25 protein-coding genes are annotated in these 19,976 nt (G+C 59.2%); 12 read left to right on the top strand and 13 right to left on the bottom strand.

Going from position 1 to position 19,976, the window contains the following annotated elements:
• The first annotated feature begins 9 nt into the window (after window positions 1-9).
• The 11 genes from kdsC (at window position 10) to ACUTQY_RS17725 (ending at window position 7,069) form a co-directional block, all read left to right on the top strand.
• A complete protein-coding gene (gene kdsC / locus ACUTQY_RS17775) occupies window positions 10-564 on the top strand; it encodes a 3-deoxy-manno-octulosonate-8-phosphatase KdsC (RefSeq protein WP_021505108.1) in 555 nt (184 codons plus the stop codon).
• Window positions 561-1,139: an LPS export ABC transporter periplasmic protein LptC gene (lptC, locus tag ACUTQY_RS17770; protein WP_033644491.1), complete on the top strand. Its 579-nt coding sequence runs from the start codon at window positions 561-563 to the stop codon at window positions 1,137-1,139. The genes kdsC and lptC overlap by 4 nt, the downstream gene beginning before the upstream one ends.
• Window positions 1,108-1,647, top strand: a complete 540-nt coding sequence (gene lptA / locus ACUTQY_RS17765) for a lipopolysaccharide ABC transporter substrate-binding protein LptA (RefSeq protein ID WP_025160121.1) — start codon at window positions 1,108-1,110, stop codon at window positions 1,645-1,647. The genes lptC and lptA overlap by 32 nt, the downstream gene beginning before the upstream one ends.
• 6 nt (window positions 1,648-1,653) lie before the next feature.
• Window positions 1,654-2,379: an LPS export ABC transporter ATP-binding protein gene (lptB, locus tag ACUTQY_RS17760; protein ID WP_004937040.1), complete on the top strand. Its 726-nt coding sequence runs from the start codon at window positions 1,654-1,656 to the stop codon at window positions 2,377-2,379.
• Window positions 2,380-2,431: 52 nt separating this feature from the next.
• On the top strand, window positions 2,432-3,865 hold the full coding sequence (rpoN, locus tag ACUTQY_RS17755; RefSeq protein ID WP_043141961.1) for an RNA polymerase factor sigma-54: 1,434 nt from the start codon (window positions 2,432-2,434) through the stop codon (window positions 3,863-3,865).
• A gap of 23 nt (window positions 3,866-3,888) precedes the next feature.
• Window positions 3,889-4,176: a ribosome hibernation promoting factor gene (hpf, locus tag ACUTQY_RS17750; RefSeq protein WP_004937038.1), complete on the top strand. Its 288-nt coding sequence runs from the start codon at window positions 3,889-3,891 to the stop codon at window positions 4,174-4,176.
• Window positions 4,177-4,331: 155 nt separating this feature from the next.
• Entirely contained in the window at window positions 4,332-4,793 is a 462-nt protein-coding gene (gene ptsN / locus ACUTQY_RS17745; RefSeq protein WP_016930212.1) for a PTS IIA-like nitrogen regulatory protein PtsN, read from the top strand.
• 127 nt (window positions 4,794-4,920) lie between these two features.
• Entirely contained in the window at window positions 4,921-5,775 is an 855-nt protein-coding gene (rapZ, locus tag ACUTQY_RS17740) for an RNase adapter RapZ (RefSeq protein ID WP_015379177.1), read from the top strand.
• Window positions 5,772-6,044 carry a PTS phosphocarrier protein NPr gene (gene npr / locus ACUTQY_RS17735; protein WP_004937034.1) on the top strand — a complete coding sequence of 91 codons (273 nt, stop codon included), beginning with the start codon at window positions 5,772-5,774 and terminating at the stop codon, window positions 6,042-6,044. Before rapZ ends, npr begins: the two co-directional genes overlap by 4 nt.
• A gap of 294 nt (window positions 6,045-6,338) precedes the next feature.
• Entirely contained in the window at window positions 6,339-6,650 is a 312-nt protein-coding gene (locus tag ACUTQY_RS17730) for a type II toxin-antitoxin system HigB family toxin (protein WP_004937033.1), read from the top strand.
• Window positions 6,647-7,069, top strand: coding sequence for a helix-turn-helix domain-containing protein (locus ACUTQY_RS17725; RefSeq protein WP_033644489.1), 423 nt, complete (start codon window positions 6,647-6,649; stop codon window positions 7,067-7,069). The genes ACUTQY_RS17730 and ACUTQY_RS17725 overlap by 4 nt, the downstream gene beginning before the upstream one ends.
• A gap of 6 nt (window positions 7,070-7,075) precedes the next feature.
• On the opposite strand, the gene ACUTQY_RS17720 is transcribed toward ACUTQY_RS17725, so the two are convergent.
• The 10 genes from ACUTQY_RS17720 to ACUTQY_RS17675 form a co-directional block, all read right to left on the bottom strand.
• Window positions 7,076-8,992, bottom strand: coding sequence for a BglG family transcription antiterminator (locus ACUTQY_RS17720; RefSeq protein ID WP_033644486.1), 1,917 nt, complete (start codon window positions 8,990-8,992; stop codon window positions 7,076-7,078).
• Window positions 8,993-9,043: 51 nt separating this feature from the next.
• Window positions 9,044-10,258 carry a lactonase family protein gene (locus tag ACUTQY_RS17715; RefSeq protein ID WP_046687876.1) on the bottom strand — a complete coding sequence of 405 codons (1,215 nt, stop codon included), beginning with the start codon at window positions 10,256-10,258 and terminating at the stop codon, window positions 9,044-9,046.
• Between the two features lie 87 nt (window positions 10,259-10,345).
• On the bottom strand, window positions 10,346-11,086 hold the full coding sequence (gene dagF, locus ACUTQY_RS17710; RefSeq protein WP_046687877.1) for a 2-dehydro-3-deoxy-phosphogluconate aldolase: 741 nt from the start codon (window positions 11,084-11,086) through the stop codon (window positions 10,346-10,348).
• Window positions 11,083-12,201: a DgaE family pyridoxal phosphate-dependent ammonia lyase gene (locus ACUTQY_RS17705; protein WP_046687878.1), complete on the bottom strand. Its 1,119-nt coding sequence runs from the start codon at window positions 12,199-12,201 to the stop codon at window positions 11,083-11,085. Before ACUTQY_RS17705 ends, dagF begins: the two co-directional genes overlap by 4 nt.
• Window positions 12,185-13,324 (bottom strand): amidohydrolase/deacetylase family metallohydrolase, encoded by a 1,140-nt coding sequence (locus tag ACUTQY_RS17700; RefSeq protein ID WP_046687879.1) that lies wholly within the window; start codon window positions 13,322-13,324, stop codon window positions 12,185-12,187. Before ACUTQY_RS17700 ends, ACUTQY_RS17705 begins: the two co-directional genes overlap by 17 nt.
• Before the next feature lie 63 nt (window positions 13,325-13,387).
• Complete coding sequence (locus ACUTQY_RS17695) at window positions 13,388-14,038, bottom strand: DUF4310 family protein (RefSeq protein ID WP_342188189.1); 651 nt, start codon at window positions 14,036-14,038, stop codon at window positions 13,388-13,390.
• Window positions 14,039-14,049: 11 nt separating this feature from the next.
• On the bottom strand, window positions 14,050-14,826 hold the full coding sequence (locus ACUTQY_RS17690; RefSeq protein ID WP_004937006.1) for a DUF4311 domain-containing protein: 777 nt from the start codon (window positions 14,824-14,826) through the stop codon (window positions 14,050-14,052).
• A gap of 30 nt (window positions 14,827-14,856) precedes the next feature.
• On the bottom strand, window positions 14,857-15,153 hold the full coding sequence (locus tag ACUTQY_RS17685; RefSeq protein WP_004937003.1) for a DUF4312 family protein: 297 nt from the start codon (window positions 15,151-15,153) through the stop codon (window positions 14,857-14,859).
• Complete coding sequence (locus tag ACUTQY_RS17680) at window positions 15,153-15,518, bottom strand: glycine-rich SFCGS family protein (RefSeq protein WP_004937000.1); 366 nt, start codon at window positions 15,516-15,518, stop codon at window positions 15,153-15,155. Before ACUTQY_RS17680 ends, ACUTQY_RS17685 begins: the two co-directional genes overlap by 1 nt.
• A 36-nt stretch (window positions 15,519-15,554) precedes the next feature.
• On the bottom strand, window positions 15,555-15,881 hold the full coding sequence (locus tag ACUTQY_RS17675; protein ID WP_089192640.1) for a glycine dehydrogenase: 327 nt from the start codon (window positions 15,879-15,881) through the stop codon (window positions 15,555-15,557).
• 444 nt (window positions 15,882-16,325) lie between these two features.
• Here ACUTQY_RS17675 and rnk point away from each other — a divergent pair, with 444 nt between their 5' ends.
• On the top strand, window positions 16,326-16,736 hold the full coding sequence (gene rnk, locus ACUTQY_RS17670; RefSeq protein WP_004936993.1) for a nucleoside diphosphate kinase regulator: 411 nt from the start codon (window positions 16,326-16,328) through the stop codon (window positions 16,734-16,736).
• Window positions 16,737-16,773: 37 nt separating this feature from the next.
• On the opposite strand, the gene ACUTQY_RS17665 is transcribed toward rnk, so the two are convergent.
• The 3 genes from ACUTQY_RS17665 to ACUTQY_RS17655 are packed head-to-tail and all read right to left on the bottom strand — an operon-like array spanning window position 16,774 to window position 19,887.
• On the bottom strand, window positions 16,774-17,562 hold the full coding sequence (locus tag ACUTQY_RS17665) for a sulfite exporter TauE/SafE family protein (RefSeq protein ID WP_033644477.1): 789 nt from the start codon (window positions 17,560-17,562) through the stop codon (window positions 16,774-16,776).
• Window positions 17,555-18,436 carry a formyltransferase family protein gene (locus ACUTQY_RS17660; protein WP_033644476.1) on the bottom strand — a complete coding sequence of 294 codons (882 nt, stop codon included), beginning with the start codon at window positions 18,434-18,436 and terminating at the stop codon, window positions 17,555-17,557. Before ACUTQY_RS17660 ends, ACUTQY_RS17665 begins: the two co-directional genes overlap by 8 nt.
• Entirely contained in the window at window positions 18,433-19,887 is a 1,455-nt protein-coding gene (locus tag ACUTQY_RS17655; protein ID WP_046687881.1) for an FAD/NAD(P)-binding protein, read from the bottom strand. Before ACUTQY_RS17655 ends, ACUTQY_RS17660 begins: the two co-directional genes overlap by 4 nt.
• Between the last annotated feature and the right edge of the window lie 89 nt (window positions 19,888-19,976).

Genomic DNA, 19,976 nt, shown 5'->3' with positions numbered 1-19,976 from the left:
TAGAACGGAATGGGTATGGTAGAAACCTGCTACGGGCCGGTAGAACAAGAGGTTATGGCGCGTGCCGGGAACATCCGCCTGTTGATTTGCGATGTTGACGGCGTACTGTCGGACGGCCTGATCTTCATGGGCAACAACGGTGAAGAATTGAAGGCGTTCAACGTGCGCGACGGTTACGGCATCCGCTGTCTGAAAACCTCCGACATCGAGGTGGCGATCATTACCGGTCGCTCCGCCAAGCTGCTGGAAGACCGCGCGCAAACGCTCGGCATCACCCATCTGTATCAGGGGCAATCCGATAAGCTTTTGGCCTTCCGCGAACTGTTGGATAAACTGTCGTTAACGGCGGATCAGGTCGCCTATATCGGCGATGACCTGATCGACTGGCCGGTGATGGCGCAGGTGGGCCTGGCGGTCGCGGTCGCAGACGCTCATCCGCTGCTGACGCCGCGAGCCCACTACGTCACCCGCATTGCCGGCGGCCGCGGCGCGGTGCGCGAACTGTGCGACATCATTCTTTTGGCTCAAAATAAGCTGGAGGACGCCAAAGGGCTGTCGATATGAGTAAAACCAAACTTTGGATCACCATCCTGTTGACGGTGATCGTTCTGGCGCTGATCGGCTGGAACATGACGGACTTCAGCGACGATACGGCTCCTGGCCCGGCTAACGATCAGGATCCGACCTACCAGAGCCAGCACACGGTCACCGTGGTGTACAATCCGGCCGGTAAACTGAATTATAAGCTGGTGGCGGAAGACGCGAAGTATTACACCGCCGGCGAGCTGAGCTGGTTCACCCAGCCGGTGATGACGCTGTTCGACGAGAATGCGGTGGCCACCTGGTCAGTTCGCGCCGATCGCGCCAAACTGACGAAGGACCGGATGCTGTATCTGTATGGCCACGTCGAGGTAAACAGCCTGACCACCACCTCGCAGCTGGAAAAAATTAAGACGGACAACGCTCAGGTAAACCTGGTCACCCAGGACGTCACCTCCGATGACGAAGTCACGCTTTACGGGACCAATTTTACCTCTAACGGCATGAAAATGCGTGGGAACCTGCGGACCAAAACCGCTGAGCTGATTGATAAGGTTAAGACCAACTATGAAATCCAGAACCAAAAACCAACTCCGTAATCTGTTGATCGGCAGCTTAGTTTTGGCCGCCAGCGCCCCTGCTCTGGCGCTGAAATCCGACTCCAGCCAGCCGGTCAGCATCGACTCGCTCAAGCAGTCGTTGGATATGCAAAGCAACGTCAGCACCTTTACTGACAACGTGGTGATCAAACAGGGCACCATCGATATCCGCGCTGACAAGGTGGTGGTCACCCGTCCGGGCGGAGATCAGAATAAGACCTATATTGAAGCGTTCGGCAACCCGGTAACCTTCTACCAGATGCAGGACAGCGGCAAGCCGGTCAAAGGCCACGCGCAGAAAGTGCGTTACGACGTGGCGACCCAGCTGGTGACCCTGACGGGCAACGCCTATCTGGAGCAGCTCGACAGCAACGTGAAAGGCGATCGCATCACCTATCTGGTGCAACAGCAGCAAATGCAGGCGTTTAGCGACAAAGGCAAACGCGTGACAACGGTTCTGGTACCGTCGCAGTTGCAAGACAAAAACGGGCAAAAAAAGAGTAACTAATCACTTATGGCAACACTCATCGCAGAAAATCTGGCGAAAGCCTACAAGGGCCGTAAAGTTGTCGAAGACGTCAGCCTGAAAGTGAAATCCGGCGAGATCGTCGGCCTGCTCGGCCCGAACGGCGCCGGTAAAACCACCACTTTCTACATGGTGGTCGGCATCGTGCCGCGCGACGCCGGGCGCATCGTGATCGACGAGGAAGACATCAGCCTGTTGCCGCTGCACGCCCGTGCGCGCCGCGGCATCGGTTACCTGCCGCAGGAAGCGTCGATCTTCCGCCGCCTGAGCGTGTACGACAACCTGATGGCGGTGTTGGAGATCCGTCCCGATCTCACCAGCGAACAGCGCGAAGACCGCGCCAAAGAGCTGATGGAAGAGTTCCATATCTCCCATCTGCGCGACAGCCTCGGCCAGGCGCTGTCCGGCGGTGAACGCCGCCGCGTCGAAATTGCCCGCGCGCTGGCGGCCAACCCGAAATTCATTCTGCTGGACGAACCCTTCGCCGGGGTGGATCCGATTTCCGTTATCGACATCAAAAAAATCATCGAGCACCTGCGTGACAGCGGCCTGGGCGTGCTGATCACCGACCACAACGTGCGCGAGACGCTGGACGTGTGTGAACGCGCCTACATCGTCAGCCAGGGCAAACTGATTGCCCACGGCACGCCGGATGCTATTCTGGCCGACGAGCAGGTTAAACGCGTTTATCTGGGCGAAGAGTTCCGCCTCTAAGCGCCGGCGCGTCCTGCGGGACGACACCGTTAACGGAAGTAGACAGAAAACTATGAAGCAAGGTTTGCAACTCAGGCTCAGCCAACAGCTGGCCATGACACCTCAGCTCCAGCAGGCGATCCGCCTGCTGCAGTTGTCCACGCTTGAGCTTCAGCAAGAGATCCAGCTGGCGCTGGAGAGCAATCCGCTGCTTGAACAGACCGATCTGCACGACGAAATCGACGCCAAAGAAACCCAGGAGACCGAGGGGCTCGATACCCGCGAGGCCTTGGAGCAGAAAGACATGCCGGAAGAGCTGCCGCTGGACGCCACCTGGGATGAAATCTATACCGCGGGCACGCCGTCCGGCACCGGCACCGACTACAGCGACGACGAGCTGCCGGTCTATCAGGGCGAGACCACCCAAACGCTGCAGGATTATCTGATGTGGCAGGTGGATCTGACGCCGTTTTCCGATACCGACGCCGCCATCGCCACTTCCATCGTCGACGCGGTGGATGACACCGGCTATCTCACCGTCCCGCTGGAAGACATTCTGGAAAGCCTGGGCGACGAGAACGTGACCCTCGAGGAAGTCGAGGCGGTGCTGAAGCGCGTGCAGCGTTTTGATCCGATCGGCGTCGCCGCGCGCGATCTGCGCGATTGCCTGCTGGTGCAGCTCTCCCAATACGCCAAAGATACGCCTTATCTGGCCGAAGCGCGGCTGATCATCAGCGAGCATCTGGATCTGTTGGCCAACCACGACTTTCGCAGCCTGATGCGATCAACCCGGCTAAAAGAAGATACACTGAAAGAAGCGATGCTGCTGATTCAGTCGCTCGATCCGCGCCCGGGGCAGTCGATCAATACCGGCGAATCGGAATACGTGATCCCGGACGTGCTGGTGCGCAAGACGCAGAACAAATGGACGGTCGAGCTCAACGGCGACAGCGTGCCGCGTTTGAAGATCAATCAGCAGTACGCCGCGCTGGGTAACAGCGCCCGCAGCGAAGCCGACGGCCAGTTCATCCGCAGCAACCTGCAGGAAGCCAAGTGGCTGATTAAAAGCCTGGAGAGCCGCAACGAGACGTTGCTGAAGGTCACCCGCTGCATCGTCAGCCAGCAGCAGGCGTTCTTCGAGCAAGGCGAAGAGTTTATGAAACCCATGGTGCTGGCGGATATCGCCCAGGCCGTGGAGATGCATGAATCGACGATCTCGCGCGTCACCACGCAGAAGTTTCTGCACAGCCCGCGCGGCATTTTCGAATTGAAATATTTCTTCTCCAGCCACGTGAATACCGACAGCGGCGGCGAAGCCTCCTCGACGGCGATCCGCGCGTTGGTGAAGAAATTGATTGCGGCGGAAAACCCCGCCAAACCACTCAGCGACAGCAAGCTGGCCACCCTGCTCGCCGATCAGGGGATCATCGTGGCCCGGCGCACCGTCGCCAAGTACCGAGAGTCTTTGTCCATCCCGCCGTCGAACCAGCGCAAACAGTTGGTTTGACCTCTATTGAGAAGGAAGACACTATGCAGCTCAACATTACCGGACACCACATCGAAATCACCGATCCGTTGCGCGAGTTCGTGAACAACAAGTTCGCCAAACTCGAACAGTATTTTGATCGCATCAATCAGGTGTATGTTGTATTAAGTGTGGAAAAAGTGCAGCAAATTGCGGAAGCAACGGTGCACGTGAATGGAGGCGAGTTGCACGCCACCTCGGAAGACGAGAATATGTATGCCGCAATTGATACGCTGATCGACAAATTGGCACGTCAATTGAACAAACATAAAGACAAATTGAAGCAACACTGACACCCTGACCCATTCCGTGAGGCGGCATCCGTCGCCGCCTCTCCCTTCGGCGCGTGACCCGCATGGGTGACGCGCCGAACGGTAATCAGGGTCAAAACCGACGAAAAACCGCCTTGCCGGGTTCGCCCGGCGGCGCGGTTTTAAGTGAAGATGAGATGAACAACGAATATATGCAATTAAGCTCGGTGTTAAACATCGAGTGCACCAAAAGCTCGGTACACTGCACCAGCAAGAAGCGGGCTTTGGAAATTATCAGCGAACTGGCCGCCAAACAGCTCAATCTGCCTTCGCAGGTGGTGTTTGACGCGGTTCTCACCCGGGAGCGCATGGGCAGCACCGGTATCGGCAACGGTATCGCCATTCCCCACGGCAAACTGGAAGAGGACACACTGCGGGCCGTTGGCGTGTTTATCCGTCTCGACCAACCCATCGCTTTCGACGCTATCGACAATCAGCCGGTCGATCTGCTGTTTGCGCTGCTGGTGCCTGCCGATCAGTGCAAAACCCATTTGCATACGCTGTCGCTGGTCGCCAAACGCCTGGCAGACAAAACCGTATGCCGCCGCCTGCGCGCCGCGCAGAGCGACGAAGAACTTTACCAAATCATCACCGAGTGATGCCCGGCCGGCGTGACTTCCAGCCCGGATAACGATACTGTTTTACGATGATGGATCCGGCTACGGCCGGAATAACAAAGTTTAACGGTGGCGATGAACGCCGCCGCGATGCCAGGGGAGTTGCCACATGGTGCTGATGATTGTCAGCGGCCGTTCCGGTTCCGGAAAATCCGTCGCCTTGCGGGCGCTGGAAGACATGGGTTTTTACTGCGTTGACAACCTGCCGGTGGTTCTGCTGCCGCAGCTCGCCAATACGCTGGCGGAACGCAATATCTCCGCGGCGGTCAGCATCGACGTGCGCAACATGCCGGAATCGCCGGAAGTGTTCGAATACGCGATGACTCAGCTGCCGGACAGCTTCTCGCCGCAGCTGCTGTTCCTCGACGCCGATCGCAACACGCTGATCCGCCGTTACAGCGACACCCGCCGCCTGCACCCGCTCTCCAGCAAAAACCTGTCGCTGGAAAGCGCGATCGACGAAGAGAGCGATCTGCTCGAACCGCTGCGCTCGCGGGCTGACCTGATTATCGACACCTCGGAAATGTCGGTGCACGAACTGGCCGAAATGCTGCGCACCCGCCTGCTCGGCAAACGCGAGCGCGAACTGACGATGGTGTTCGAATCCTTCGGCTTCAAGCACGGTATTCCTATCGACGCCGACTACGTGTTCGACGTGCGCTTCCTGCCTAACCCGCACTGGGATCCGAAGCTGCGGCCGATGACCGGTCTGGACAAGCCGGTAGCGTCGTTCCTCGATCGCCATACCGAAGTGCATAACTTTATTTACCAGACCCGCAGCTATCTGGAACAGTGGCTGCCGATGCTGGAAACCAACAACCGCAGCTACCTGACGGTCGCCATCGGCTGTACCGGCGGCAAACACCGTTCGGTGTACGTGGCGGAACAGCTGGCCGATTACTTCCGCTCGCGCGGCAAGAACGTGCAATCGCGCCACCGCACGCTGGAAAAGCGCAAACAATGACGGTCAAACAGACGGTTGAAATCAAAAACAAGCTGGGCATGCACGCGCGCCCGGCGATGAAACTGTTCGAACTGGTGCAAAGCTTCGACGCCGAAGTGATGCTGCGCAACGAAAGCGGCACCGAAGCCGAAGCCAGCAGCGTCATCGCGCTGCTGATGCTGGACTCCGCCCAGGGTCGGCACATCGAAGTCGAAGCGACCGGCCCCGATGAAGTCAACGCGCTGGCGGCGGTGGTCGAGCTGTTCAACTCCGGGTTTGATGAAGATTAGTCGCTGAGACTCTTCCCATGCGTCGCCTCGGCGCATGTGTTGCCTCCGCCCTTCCCATAGTGTAGCCCTCCCGTTTCTCATTTTGCGAATCCGCTTCCAGAAGCAGCCGTAACCGCCTGTAAATTCACGTTATGGATTTACCCCCACCACGGTAATCGCAATAGTGTGTAACGCAAAAACAGACAACAGGCGGATGTTTCCCCACGCTTTGCTTGCGGGACAACAGAAAGTTTACAATTTGTGAACTTCACCGGCAGTCGCTATAATGTTCACCGGGTAGGAATCGAAGGAACGATGCATATCATTTCCAGGGAACCGTTCAATAACGCAACGAAGCAATATCCCAATGAAGCCACTGCTCTCGAGGCCATTTATAAAGCGTTGCGACGGGGTGAGTTCCGCACGCCGGACGAGTTAAAAGCGCTTTTTCCTTCGCTCGATCGTATGAAGTACAAAGAGAAATGGTGGGTCATTGACGTCGGCGGCAACCACCTGCGGATCTTGTTCTTTGCCAGCTTCGAGACACAGAAAGTCTTCATAAAGCATATCGTTAGCCACGCCGAATACGACAAGCTGATGCAGCACTATCGAAGGAGTTCGTCATGATTACAGATGCCATTAAGGCGGCCGATGCGCTACTGCGCGCCGTACCCTTATTGCAGGGCAGCCACGCTCAGCAAGACTACCGAGAAGCGCTCGAATTGGTGGAATATCTGCTGGAAAACGATGAACGCCATCCGCTGATTGACATGTTGGCAAAAAAAATCGCCGAATATGAAGACAACAGCGCCGAATTTACCGCATTCAACCAGCGTATCGCCCAACTCCCGCAGGGGGTGGCCGCGCTTCGCGTATTGATGGAACAGCACCAACTCAGCCAAAGTGATTTTGAACATGAGATCGGCAAAAAGTCGTTGGTCAACCAAATCCTGAACGGCAAAAGATCGCTGACCATTCCGCACATTATGGCGCTGGCCAAACGCTTCAATCTGCCCCCAGCCCTGTTCCTGCCGGAAGCGGATTAATTCCCCTCAACTCCGGCTCAGGCAGTCCAGCGCCACCGCCTTAAAACTGTCGAAGCTGTCGCTGCCCAGCAGGCGGCTCATTGAGCGTTCACGCACGAAGGTGACGAACAGCTCATAGATCGCCATCGCCTCTTCATAGTCGCTCTTGCTGATCGCCAGCAGGAAAATCACGTGCGCGACCTCGCCCTCGCCCCAGGCGACGCCCTGCGGCGCCAGTAGCGTCACCACCACGGTCTTTTTCGCCAGCAGCCCCAGCGAGTGCGGCAGCGCGATGCCTTCGCCCAGCAGCGTGGAGACGATCGCCTCGCGTTCGACCACCGACGGATAAAAGTCCGCGCCGACGTACCCTTCCCGCTCCAGCTGGCCGCACACCCGGCTGAACAGTTCCGCCTGCGTCAGCGGCTCGTTGAGCACCATGAAATGCTCGGCGTCGAAGAACTTCTCCAGCATGTACGGTCGGGTGCGATCCACCAGCACCAGTTTGCCCAGTTGCTCCAGCTGATAATCGGTCGGGAACGGCGACATCACCACCACCGGCTTGTTCTTTTCGCCGATGCGGGCGTTGGAAATCACGAAGTCTTCGTCGATGTGCGCGAGCATCTCATAATCGCGCAGCGAGACGATGCGCGTCATCACCAGCTGCGGGTACTTGCGCGCAATCTGCGCCTGGATCATGCGCACCGTCGAGTTGCCGGTGTCGCACACCAGCATCACCTGCGGGTGGCGTTCATAACCGATGTTGTAATGTCGCTCCAGCCCCACGCCGATGTGCAACACCAGATAACCGATTTCGTTCTCGCTCAGCGTATAAGGCGTGTACTTGCCCCAGCTGGAGACCGCCGCCAGCGTCACGTCGTAAGCCATCGGATAGTGCTGCTTGATGTTGGCCAACAGCGGATTGGGGATGTTGATCTGGTATTTCACCCGCGTAATCATGGTCTTGATATGGGTAAGCAGATCGGCCCGCAGCTGCTCGTCGCCCTGCAGGTTGTAGTTATAGTGTGCGTTGATGTAGGAAAGAATGTAGTCCACCAGCGCTTCTTCATCGTCGGCGTTGATTTCGGTCGGCTGCACGTCCTGCACGCGGCGCGCGGCGATGTTGACCCGCAGATAGGCCTCTTCGGCCATCGAGATCTCTTTGCCGGAGGCCGCACGCAGCTCCGCCGCCAGGCGGGTCGACACCTGGCGCACCGCCTCGTCGCCGTCCTCCACCTCGAAGTCCGACAGCGGATAGCCATCGTTGATGCGCCGCAGCGCCACCGCACAGTAGAAAATCAGGTACTGCTCGCCCTCGTCGGTCAGACGAATGGCATATTGCGACAGCAGCGGGTGCAGCAATCCGGCGAACGCCGCCACCTGCGGCTGCAGCAGGATCTCGTTGTTGAGCAGCGGGTTCTCGGCGTCGGCCAACTGCAGCTGGAACAGCAGGTCGGTCAGGCAGGCGCGGATCGCCATCTCCGCACCGAACAGCTTCATGCCGTAGCGCGGCTTGGTTTCGATCGTCAATTGATAGTGCGCCAGACGCTCTCTCACCTCAGCCATGTCGTTTTGCAGCGTGCCGCGGCTGACGAACCACTCGTCAGCCAAATCTTCCAGTTTAAGGGAGAAGGCTGAGGTCAAAAAACGCACCAGCAGATAATGCACTCGCTCCTGCGCGCTGCGCGGGGTGGCGTGTTTGCGGCGCTCCTGATGCTGCAGGGCGCTGAACAGCGCGGCATTATCGACCTGCAAACGATAGCCGGCCCCGCGGCTATGCACGAAGCGCGCGCCATATTTGTCCAGGATCTCGTTCAGCGCGGTGATATCCGCCCGCACCGTGCGGGTGGACACGGCGAAACGCTTCGCCAGCTCATCCTGCGGCAAAGTCTCGGTTTGCAAAGCATCGAACAAGTAAGCCAAACGCGGGTAAGGAAATCGCACCATTCTGTGTCCGTCAATCAGGCGGCCCGCCCGGTGAACCGGGCGGGCCACAGGTTACTTCGGCGGCGGCAGGAACGCCATTTGCGAGGGGCTGCCGATCGGCAGATAGCCGCCCACAAAGCTGAGTTTGCCGTCCGTCGGGTTGACGCTGAAGCGGGTGACGTTATCGCTGCGCTGGTTCAACGCATACAGATAGCGGCCATCCGGGCTCAGCGCCAGCGAACGCGGATAATCGCCGCGGGTCCAGGTTTCCGCCACCGGTTTCAACTCACCGCCGGCGCCCACGCTGAACTGGGCAATGCTGTTATGCAGCCGGTTGGCGACGTACAGCGTGTCGCCGTTCTTGCTGAGCGCCAGCCCCGAAGCGAAGCTGGTGCCCTGATAGTCGGCGGGCAGCGCGGAAACCGCATGCAGTTGTTTCAGAGTACCTTTTTGGCGATCAAAACGGTAGCTGGTCAACGTCGAGGCCTCTTCGTTCACCAGCAGCACGGTTTCGCCGTCCGGATGGAACACAAAGTGACGCGGCCCCGCGCCGGCGGAAGAGGCGGCGATCCACGGCGGATCGTTCGGCGTCAGCCGGCCGCTCGCGGCGTCAAAGCGCCATTGGTAGATGCGATCCAACCCCAGATCGGTGGAGAACACGAACTTGCCGCTCGGATCGCTGGCGATCATATGGGCATGCGGGCCGTTGTGATCGCTGATGGCGAAGCTGCCGTTCACCGCTGCCGCCGGTTTGGCCGCGCCCGCCGGGCCCTGTTGCTGCTGCACCGAGCTGGCGGCGCCCAGGCTGCCGTCCGCTTCAATCGGGAAGACCGCCACGCTGCCGCTGACGTAGTTCGCTACCAGCAGATGCCTCCCGTCCGGCGTCGAGGTGAGATACACCGGCCCTGCCCCCTGCGAATCCACCTGGTTGAGCTGCGTCAGTGCGCCATCGGCCGGATTGACCCGGTAGGCGGTGATGCCGCCGTGCTTGCCGCCGTTGAAATCGGCCACTTCGCTGGCGACATACAGCGTCTTGCCGTCAGTGCTCAACGTCAGCTGCGCCGGATTCGGCACGTTGCTGACCAGCGTAACCTGGCTCAACGCGCCGCTGGCCGGATCGACCCGCACTCGGTAAACGCCTTCGCCGTTGGGATTGTAGGTGCCGATATAGGCAAAATGAGATGACGTGGAGTTCATTGCATCCTCAGCATGCAGCGCCGGGCCGGTCACGGCCAGCAGCGCCAGGAACAACGCGGCGCGTCGGGTTGGAGCCTGCCAGTTTCGCATAGTAGTCCTCAATATAGGTAACGGCGCGGCATGCCGCGCCACGGGAAAACCTTCGCCTCCCAGCGTTTACCTCATCCCATTACGCGTTCAACCCACCAGCTTTTTGGTCATCGCCAGCAGGGCTTTCACGTCCTGCGGACGCGTATCGCCGCTGGCGGCGTCGATGATCGAGCTGTAGATATGCGGGATCACGCGTTTCACGCCGGCCGCCAGCGCGATCTCGACGATCGGCTCAAAGTTCTCCAGATCGATACCGCCGGTCGGCTCCAGCATGAAGTCATGCTCGGCGCAGGCCTTGGCTACGTACTGGTACTCGTCCTTGCACTTCAGGCCGCCCATCGGGAAATACTTGATGGAGCTGCCGCCCATGTCTTTCAGCAGGGCGATGGCGGTTTCCACCGGCACGATGCCGTCCGGCGCCGCGGCGCTTAATGGGCCGGTAGAGATCTTCACCCAACCGACGCGGCCGGTCGGCGACACCAGGCCGTTGACCACGCTGTCGTTCTGGCCCAGCAGCGCACGGCTGGCGCCGACGCCGGTAAACACCTGGTTAACGTGCTGCGGCTGCACCTGCTGAGCGATCAGGCTGACCATCGCCGACTGCTTCGGATCGCCGGCGCCCAGGCCGACCGAGAGCGCGTTTTCAATCAGGCGCGCATAGCGCAGCATGTCGGTCACCGCGCTATCGACATCCGGGTAGTTCTTGGAGAGCACGCCCACCAGCACATGGCCTTCCGCCGCGGCGTAGATGTCCTGCGCGTTGGCTTTGGAGCCGGCCAGCACGTTCAGGCAGACGCGGTCGCGATAGTAGTTAGGCTGCAGCTTCATGCTTGTTTCTCCGTAAACAGATTTTTGATACAGGTAAAGACGGTCATCAGTTGCCGCTCGTCGACGCTGCGCACGTCGACCTCAATCTTGCCCTCGTTGGCCTTGTAGCCGCGGAAGTAGATGGCGATATCGCCGGTTTTCAACGCCTGGACGATGTCATAGGTCGACCGCCCCAGCACCGCTTCGTCAAAGGCGATCTCGGCGCGAGCGATATCGCGGCCGGCGCTGTCCCAGACGGTCCTGGCGCTGACGCCGGTCAGGGTGTTGAGGCTGTCGAGGAACGGCGTCATCCGCTCCACCATCTGTTGCCCGGTGGTTTTCTCAAGCGTCAGATAGCTTTCAATCGCTTGGGTCAGGCCGAGGATGCCCTCTTTGCCGACCTTCATCGCCCGGCCAATGCCGCCGGATTGCAGCTTCACCCACTCGACGTACTGTTTCTTGCCGACAACCAGACCGCTGGTCGGCCCCTCGATGGCTTTAGCGCCGCTGTAGATCACCAGATCGGCCCCCATCTGGTAGTAACACATCAGATCTTCTTCCGCCGCGGCGTCGACGATCAGCGGCAGGTTATGCTTGCGCGCCACCACCGCCGCCTGTTCGACGGACAGGATGCTTTTCTGCACGCAGTGGTGCGATTTGACGTACAGGATCGCCGCGGTCTGCGGCGTGATGCAGGCTTCAATCTGCTCCGGCGAACATTCGTTGGCGTAACCCGCCTCCACCACCTTGCCGCCGCCCAGCGCCACCATGGTGTCCACCGGCGCGCCGAAGTTGACGTTGTGGCCGCGCGGCAGCACGATCTCGCGTGGCACGGTCACCGGCGCCGAGTGCAGGTTCACCAGCAGATTGGCGTTATCTTTGACGATCACTGCCGCCACCGACTGGGCGATGCCCGCCGAGGCGCAGGAAACGATCACCGCGTCCTCCACGTTGAGCAGATCGGCGATGTAGGCGCCGGTCTTGTTGACCAGATCCTTGATTTCGAAATAATGGTTCAGGCCGTAATCAACGGCGTCGATCACGTCCTGGCGCGGCGTAGAAACGCCGAGAATGGTCATGCGGCCGGAGGTGTTGATCACCTGCTTCAAACCGTATTTTTCATAAATCGAAGACATGGCTTGCCTCCCCTTGTTCGGTTAATAGGATTTCCCCGGCCACCACCGCGGCCAGCGGCACCAACAGCTGTTCGCCCTCGGCGGTTTGCCCTTCGGCGTCGGCGAAGACCTGCGGTTCGCGGCGCAGTTCAAACAGCGTGAAATCGGCGTCATAGCCCGGCTCCAGCCGCCCTTTGCCGCTCAGCTGCAGCGCCGATGCGGCGTTCTCCGTCACGCAGGCGATCACCTGCGGCAGCGTCAGGCCGACGCTGAAGAATTTGGACATCACCGTCGCCAGGCTGTGCACCGGCCCGTTCATGCGGTTGCGGCAGTAAATATCGGAGCTGATGGTGTGCGGCAAAATGCCCAGTTTGATCGCCTGGCGCGCCACCTCGAAGCTGAAGCTGGCGGTGCCGTGCCCTACGTCGAGCAATACGCCGCGCCGCAGCGCGCGCTGGATAGACTCGCGCAGCGTGCCCGCCGGCGTCAGAATGCGGTTCGGTTTGCCGTTGTAGCAGTGGGTGATAATGTCGCCACGGGTCAGCAGATCGGCGATATCGTCCAGATCCGGCGGGTTGTTGCCGATATGCACCATCAGCGGCAGCCGACGGTTTTCCTGCTGGATCTCTTTGGCCAACACCAGCGGCCGGGTGCCGTTCTTGCCCACCACGCTGCTGCTCATGCGCGCCTTGATGCCGATGATGAAACCGGGATGGTTGGCGATGGCCTGGCCGGCCTCGCGCTTGTCGATGTCCGTCAACTCCGCCAGCTCGTTCTGCCGCAGCAGGCCAATGCGCGAAATATTGAGGAAGGCGAAAACGTTGGTTTTGGCGCTGCGCGTCAGCTGATAAAAGGCGTCGATATCGTCGGCACCGGCGCTGCCGGCATCGACCACGCTGGTGACGCCGCTGGCGACGCCGACCCGATCCGGCTCGTCATGGTAGATCGGCGATTCGGGATAGCAGTGCACGTGCGCATCGATCCAACCGGCGCTCAGGCGGCAGTTGCCCGCCAGATCCAGCTGGCGAACGGCACTGACATCCGCCGCCAACCGCCCCACCGAGGCTATTTTGCCGTCTTTCACCGCCAGATCGATCAGCGTATCGTCCGCCAGTCTGGCGCCTCTGATTACTAAGTCATACATACCGCATTGCTCCTGTTAGCCCGGGCGCCGCCGCAGTTTCGGGCGGCGCCTGGCGCAGGCCTCTTAAGAAATGGCTACCGGGAAGATCGCCCCCAGGATCATCGCGCCGAGGATCGCTCCGCCGGTGATCGGTTTGCCCCAGATATAGAACAGCAGCGCGCCGAGCAGCGAACCGATGCCGATCGGGATCGAGGCGATCATCGCCGACAGGATGATCAACGGCCCGAGGAAGCGGCCCGAGGAGTTGCCCGCGCCCATCATCACGTCAGCCCCGTAGGTGGAGTTGCTCTGATTGATGGTGAATTTGCGCGCCAGAATGATCACATAACCGATCGCCAGGCCGATGATCAGGCCGGTGGCCAGCGAAGCGACGAAGTTGGCGACCGGGAACACGATGCCGGCCCCCAAAAGCAGCGCCGGTACGCCCAGCCCGACGCCGGTCTGGATCGCGCCGCCGATGTCGAGGATGCCTACCAGCGAACCTTCGATGATACGCGCGAACAGGAAGCTGGCGCCGAACGCCGCCACCGCGCCGTACACGCCGGTATCCATCCCCGCCCGCAGCATGGAGACGAAGGCCACTTCGTTAAAGGCGCCGATGCCGTACAGGTAGTACATGTGCGTCCCGGCGAACACGCCGGAGGACAGCAGGCCAACAAAAATCGGGAATGACCAGTCGGCGTACCAGAAGCCTTTTTGGGTTTGCTCTTCCATCATCCCGCTCCTTATTTACCGCTCAGGGTGTTGTGAATGGCGTCCAGCCAGCCCGGCACGCCGAGGCTGAAGGACTCGAGAACTTTCATGTCGAAGCCGCGGAAGAAGCCGCTCAGCACGAACAGCAGCACGATCACCGCCATCATGATCTTGGTGATTTTGTTCCAGCCGCTCTCTTCCACGCCTTTGCCGATCAGAATGCCCAGCACCAGGCCCGGTACGGCGTTGCCCATGATCAGCTGCGCCAGGCCGCCGAAAATGGTGCCCCAGAAGCCGGAACGGCGCCCGGCGTCGATCGCCGCCAGCCAGAAGATCACCGGCATCACGGTGTTCACCAGCAGGTTGGCCGCCGGCACCAGCACCTTGATCGCGGTGACCTGCAGCGCGGCAGGCACGGCGGAAGCGGTGGTATTGAGGAAAGCCACCACCAGCATGCCGATGATGCCGCAGGCGATGGCCATTTTTTTCGGATCGTGCAGCGTTTGCGCCAGATTGCGGTTCTTGACCATCAGGGCCGCCGCGCCCCAGTGCGGGATGATGCGGTGATCGACGTCCTGCGTGAAGGAGCCCGCCGCCACGGAAGACGCCCAGGCGTTGAAGAAGAAGCCCAGACCGAATGAGAAGTGGGAAGCCGGATCGCCCTCGCAGGAGTTCAGCTCGCCCAGGGTGCGAAACGCCCCCATGCCCTGTGTTGTCGGCGCGTGGAACATGCGTGCGGCGCCGGCCCCTACGCCAACCCCCACCAGCCCACCGATAATAATCGATTTAAATAAGATGATTAAAAACATCAGTATACCCTTTCATTTATGCTAACGTTTTTATTTCGTGACGAAGACAACCTTCTCGGTATTGATAATGGTTACGTTCACGGTTATTTCCAGAGAAACGGCATAGCTCTTTCTTTCACGCGGCAAAAAGAAGAAAAGAAATTTCTCTTTTGTTATTTTCTCTTCCGCTTTCACCACGCTGACGTCCTGCGGCTCGATGCGCAGCAGAATATTGTTGGTGGACTTTAATACCGCGCCCTGCACATTAGCCAAGGCGGAAGCAAAAGCTTTCGCTTTGCTGTCGCCTTTACCCTCCACCTTTACCGATGTGGTATATTGCTCTTTCATTATGGGTTGCCATGTTTTTTGACGTAGGCTTCCACCAGTTTCTGGCCCAGCTCTTCTTTATCCATAAAGCCGAACCCCAGCACGTTGCAGCCTTCGTTAATTGCCGTCACGCCCTCTTCCACCGAACGCATGCCGTATTTGGCTTTGTAGCCGTATTTGGTTTGCGCGGTAATCGCGCCGGCGCCGCCGCTGCCGCAAAAAGAGATGCCCAGCTGCGCGTTTTCCGCTTTCATGACGTCGCCCAGCTTCATATCCGCCGCCACGCCGGGGATAACCACCGCTTTTCCGCCTGCGTTTTCAACGCCCTGGCCGACTTTTTGCCCTTTTCCCAAACGATCGCCGATCACTACGGTAATTTGACCCATGGTATATTCTCCTGATTGAAATCGATGCGTTAACCGCTATGCGTTATTATCTTTCGCCACTTCGAAGTGCACTGAAAGCAAATAGGCTTCTTCGATAGGCAATGTGCCAAACTGATCCACCACGCGCTCCGCCATTTGCATGGACTCGGCGGAAATTTCGTCGAACAGTGATTTATCCACCTCCGGCAACGGCTCACCGGTTATTGAGCGCAGCACCATGGCGCGAATATGCGACTCCAGCATCTGTTGCTGCACCGCATTGGTATAAATATTCTCAGCATTCAGCATCGCGGTAATATCCGCCAGCACCCGAGCGGTGATCTCACCGGCTTCGCTGATATCGGATTGTTCAATTTCTTTTATCGAAGCAGATCCATCATTCACTTTTCAGTACCCCTAGATCCCACATTAATCAGTAAGCCGTAAAGCGCATCACCTGAATAACCCGCTTTCTGTGATGTCTTTACCCTACCCCCGGTAAGATTTTCTGTGGAGACCGGTTTTTTCCAGTTCGAAGTGGAAATCGAATGACGCGCGGAGATCCATTTCGCAAAACGGCGCTAAGGCGAAAAAGTAAATGAGATAACAATTACATAACCCGGCTAACGGTTTTTTTTGCCTCGATTGACGATAAAAGCCTTCGTGATCGGGATCTCTTTCTTTTCTCGCCCCAACCGCCTACTATCAATGGGACAAATCGACATTACCCACACCCCCGCTCCTCTGGCGCGGGGGTGTTGCTTTGTGTTGTTTTTCCGAATTTATGGGTGCACAGACTGGCGCCCTTTGATTTGACTGGAGAGTGGAATGACCAAACCCATCATTACTATTAATGAGCTGGATGCGGAACGCCTGGATGCGCTATTGGAACAACCGGCCTTTGCCAACACCGACGTCGCCGCCGCGCTGAACGACGAGTTGGATCGCGCGGAAATCCTGCCGCCGGAGAAAATGCCGGCCAACGTGGTGACCATGAACAGCCGCGTGCGTTTTCGCGATCTGCACACCGATGAAGAGCACGTGCGCACGCTGGTTTACCCGGCCTCGCTGAAAGACAGCCACGATCAGCTGTCGGTGATGGCGCCGCTGGGCGCAGCGCTGCTCGGCATGCACGTCGGCAAGCAGATCTCCTGGCAATTGCCGAACGGTGAAGAAGCGCGGATTGAAGTGCTGGAATTGCTGTACCAGCCGGAAGCGGCGGGCGAATACCACCGTTAAGCGGTTCTCAGGGCGGCATCCGGCCGCCCTTTCTGTTTCAGAGGCAGATAGCGATCAGCACGGCGATCAGCAGCAGCACATAGATTTTGGCATGCAGCGCATCGCTCACCTTCGGCAAACAGCGCCTGGCAAACACGATCCCCGCAATCCCCGCCACCACCAGCAGCCCCAGAATGTTCAGATTGACGTAGCCCAGATACTGCGGCCCGCTCATCTCGCGCCACCCCAACACGATATACATCAGCGCCCCGATCACCGCCACCGGGATCGACAGCGGGTTGGCGGCGCTGACGCAATACTTCATGTCATAGCCATGGCGGCGCAGCAGCGGCACGGTCATCACGCTGCCGCCCACCCCCAGCAGTGTGGCGATGCCGCCGATCAGCGGCCCGCCGCCCCACAGCGTGGCAGGGGAAAGTTCAGCGCGCGCCGGTTTGGTCAGGAACCCCCGGCGGAACAGACAGTCGGCGATGGTCACCGCCATATAGGCCACGAACAGCACGCGGATCACGCCGTCCGCCAGCAGCGAGGAGGCAAACGCGCCCAGCGCCGCGCCGATGCCGATGAAAAAGATCAGCGGCACGATGGTTTCCCGCAGCAGGTTGCCGCTGCGCCAGTTGGTCAGGGTGGCGTACCCCGCGTTGAGGATCATCACCGCCGTCGAGGTCGCCACCGCAATATGCATCGCCTGGCCGGGCTGCTCGCCTGAGGCGGAGATCAAATGGTAAACGAAAGGTACCACCACAAAGCCGCCGCCGAAGCCAAACAGAATGGTGGTGATGCCGGTCAGAAAACCGGCACCCAGAACGATTAACATTTCAATCATGGCCGTGCGCCCGCACGAAGTCGTCGAACCCGGCGCAGAACTGCCCCGCCAGCGGGTGGAAACGATCGCCGACAAACAGCCCCAGATACTGCTCGCGCACGGCGTCGTGATCCACCAGCTCAATGCCCGCCTGTTCCGCCTGCGCCAGCGTCTGCGCATCCGGGAAGCCCCAATAGCGCGAATCGCCCTGCTTTTCCGCCGCTATCGCTTCGCTCCGTTCCGCCCGCATCAGCTGGCGCGCCAGGAAGGTGCCGCTCTGCACGCCCAGCAACATCATGTTTTCCAGGAACGACAGGTCGTGGCGCAGCTCGGCGGGCAGGCGGGCGAGCACCGGGCCGGCATCCCAATGTTCGTCCATTTCATGCAGCGTCACCGCACAGTCCTTGTCACCGTTCATCATCGCGCGGAACAACGTCATCACCCCGCGATAGCGCGGCAAGTCACCCGGATGCAGGTTCCACAGCAGCTTGCCGCGCCGGCTGAAGGCGCGCACATAGTCGGCGGAAAATTTCTGATAACAGCGCAAAGAAATCACCCCGTCCATATGACCCAGGCTGCTGATAAACGCGGCGTCATTGATGTCGAGAACGCGATGCGCTTTGACCCCGGCGGCGGCCAGGAACAGTGCCGGCGGCTGATAGGCGCCCTCACAGGCGGCGGCGTTGCGGCCAACGAACGGGAACACGAAATCGTTCAGCACCTCGCGCTCATACAGCCCCAGGCGGCGAACCGCCGGCTCCTGGGCGCGGCCGCCGCTTTTCGCCAGGGGGAAATACACCGTAAAAGCACACTCGCCTTTCAGGGCGGCGATCAGATCCTGACATACCAGCCAGGAGAAAATGTCGTTGCCGACAAAGAGCGCTACGTTTTTCATGCTTCAGCCTTCTTTGCGTTGAAAATAGGGTTGTTAAACACGATTTTGCTGATATCTCGCGTGATGGATTCCATCGCCGAGGTGTAAAAAAGGTCGCCCTTGGCGGGCGCGCCGAGCGAGTAGAGATGCTGCTCGCGGCCGCGGCGATCGGCGATTTTCAGCGTGTGCGGGTTGCACTTCACGCCGCCGAACAGGTTCTCCTGCACCACCCCGTCTTGCAGCAGTTGATGGCTCAGGCGGTTGGGCGGCAGTTGATAAGAAGGCGTGGTGCAGTTGAACAGATACTGCGCATGCACCCGCGTCTCATGGCAACGAAGGATAAATCCGTCCGCCCCCTTGCTGATATCCGCCAGGCCACCGCAGGCGCGCAGGCGTTGGCTCTCCAACGCCGCCACGATCTTATAGGCGTTCTTGATCGGCATGGCGTGCCGATTGCGCATCCAGGAGGAGTTGTAAAAGCGCATGAAGATCTGCCGGTTGTTGGCATCCATTTTGACCCAGGCGGCGCACACCGTCGGATGGATCGCCGCCAGGTAGCTGCAGATGTGCTCACGGGCAAAGCGCGCCCGGTCGAGGCTGTCCGCCAGATCGCGGTAGCAATCGCGCCTTTCCCTCAGCGCCGAGAGTACCGTCAACCGTTCCGGCCCCGGATAGTGACGCGCCAGCGCGGCATTGATCGCATGCACCAGCTGATGCGCATCAATAAAATCGTTACCGGCGACAAAGCGCCGCAGCCCCTCAACAAACGCCTCCGGCGGCGGACGCATCAACGCCGGTTGCACGCTGGGGAACAGGCCCGAACGCGACAGGGCGCAGATATCGGTGGCCCCCAGGCGCTCCATCAGTTCAACGATGGCGTCGATCGCCGTCAGGCTGCAGCCGATCACGCCGATGGTTGAGTAAGGGTTGATCGGCGGCAGATCCCGGTGGGCCTGATAAGCGATCACCCCGTCCACCGGATAGAGACATTCCGGCGGGTTATGCCCAGAACATAGCACCAGCGCGTTCATCTGTTCGGCGGCGCCGCAGGCGGTGGTCAGCCGATAGCCTGCCTCGTGCGGCGCAATGGCATTCACTTCGGCGGTCACGAAATTCAGCGCCACGTTGCTGTCCGCCGCCATATACATCGTCATGTCGCGAATAAAATCGAGATATTCCCGATACAGCCAACGCGGCGGATAACGATCCTGGCAAAACTGCGGGAAATGCATGGCGATCCAATCGACGAAGTGCGCGTCGTCGAAAATATCCGCCGACATATTTTCCGGCGTCATATTTAATATATGGCTGTCAAAATCGCTGCTGTATGCCATACCGCCCTTGAAGCCCTGCTTGTCGAACACCGTCAGGGAAAGCGGCCTTTTGCAATGATTAACCGACTTATTTTTTATAAAGTTATACGCAAAAGAGATGCCGGCGGCTCCGCCGCCAATCACACCGAACTTATACATGAAATATCACCTTATAGTCATTGAACTGCGCTAAGAACTATTGCTTCAGGTGTTGGAATAAAATGACGATTTATTCCTTATTAACTTCT

The sequence above is a fragment of the Serratia sp. TSA_130.1 genome (assembly GCF_052691795.1).
The sequence above is the reverse complement of the archived record's forward strand: the minus strand, read 5'-3'. Positions and strand labels throughout refer to the sequence as shown.

Bases quoted from the DNA above. Each gene is read 5' to 3' on its own strand.
- kdsC (WP_021505108.1), top strand. From the start codon at position 10: ATGGGTATGGTAGAAACCTGCTACGGGCCGGTAGAACAAGAGGTTATG.
- lptC (WP_033644491.1), top strand. From the start codon at position 561: ATGAGTAAAACCAAACTTTGGATCACCATCCTGTTGACGGTGATCGTT.
- lptA (WP_025160121.1), top strand. From the start codon at position 1,108: ATGAAATCCAGAACCAAAAACCAACTCCGTAATCTGTTGATCGGCAGC.
- lptB (WP_004937040.1), top strand. From the start codon at position 1,654: ATGGCAACACTCATCGCAGAAAATCTGGCGAAAGCCTACAAGGGCCGT.
- rpoN (WP_043141961.1), top strand. From the start codon at position 2,432: ATGAAGCAAGGTTTGCAACTCAGGCTCAGCCAACAGCTGGCCATGACA.
- hpf (WP_004937038.1), top strand. From the start codon at position 3,889: ATGCAGCTCAACATTACCGGACACCACATCGAAATCACCGATCCGTTG.
- ptsN (WP_016930212.1), top strand. From the start codon at position 4,332: ATGAACAACGAATATATGCAATTAAGCTCGGTGTTAAACATCGAGTGC.
- rapZ (WP_015379177.1), top strand. From the start codon at position 4,921: ATGGTGCTGATGATTGTCAGCGGCCGTTCCGGTTCCGGAAAATCCGTC.
- npr (WP_004937034.1), top strand. From the start codon at position 5,772: ATGACGGTCAAACAGACGGTTGAAATCAAAAACAAGCTGGGCATGCAC.
- ACUTQY_RS17730 (WP_004937033.1), top strand. From the start codon at position 6,339: ATGCATATCATTTCCAGGGAACCGTTCAATAACGCAACGAAGCAATAT.
- ACUTQY_RS17725 (WP_033644489.1), top strand. From the start codon at position 6,647: ATGATTACAGATGCCATTAAGGCGGCCGATGCGCTACTGCGCGCCGTA.
- ACUTQY_RS17720 (WP_033644486.1), bottom strand. From the start codon at position 8,992: ATGGTGCGATTTCCTTACCCGCGTTTGGCTTACTTGTTCGATGCTTTG.
- ACUTQY_RS17715 (WP_046687876.1), bottom strand. From the start codon at position 10,258: ATGCGAAACTGGCAGGCTCCAACCCGACGCGCCGCGTTGTTCCTGGCG.
- dagF (WP_046687877.1), bottom strand. From the start codon at position 11,086: ATGAAGCTGCAGCCTAACTACTATCGCGACCGCGTCTGCCTGAACGTG.
- ACUTQY_RS17705 (WP_046687878.1), bottom strand. From the start codon at position 12,201: ATGTCTTCGATTTATGAAAAATACGGTTTGAAGCAGGTGATCAACACC.
- ACUTQY_RS17700 (WP_046687879.1), bottom strand. From the start codon at position 13,324: ATGTATGACTTAGTAATCAGAGGCGCCAGACTGGCGGACGATACGCTG.
- ACUTQY_RS17695 (WP_342188189.1), bottom strand. From the start codon at position 14,038: ATGGAAGAGCAAACCCAAAAAGGCTTCTGGTACGCCGACTGGTCATTC.
- ACUTQY_RS17690 (WP_004937006.1), bottom strand. From the start codon at position 14,826: ATGTTTTTAATCATCTTATTTAAATCGATTATTATCGGTGGGCTGGTG.
- ACUTQY_RS17685 (WP_004937003.1), bottom strand. From the start codon at position 15,153: ATGAAAGAGCAATATACCACATCGGTAAAGGTGGAGGGTAAAGGCGAC.
- ACUTQY_RS17680 (WP_004937000.1), bottom strand. From the start codon at position 15,518: ATGGGTCAAATTACCGTAGTGATCGGCGATCGTTTGGGAAAAGGGCAA.
- rnk (WP_004936993.1), top strand. From the start codon at position 16,326: ATGACCAAACCCATCATTACTATTAATGAGCTGGATGCGGAACGCCTG.
- ACUTQY_RS17665 (WP_033644477.1), bottom strand. From the start codon at position 17,562: ATGATTGAAATGTTAATCGTTCTGGGTGCCGGTTTTCTGACCGGCATC.
- ACUTQY_RS17660 (WP_033644476.1), bottom strand. From the start codon at position 18,436: ATGAAAAACGTAGCGCTCTTTGTCGGCAACGACATTTTCTCCTGGCTG.
- ACUTQY_RS17655 (WP_046687881.1), bottom strand. From the start codon at position 19,887: ATGTATAAGTTCGGTGTGATTGGCGGCGGAGCCGCCGGCATCTCTTTT.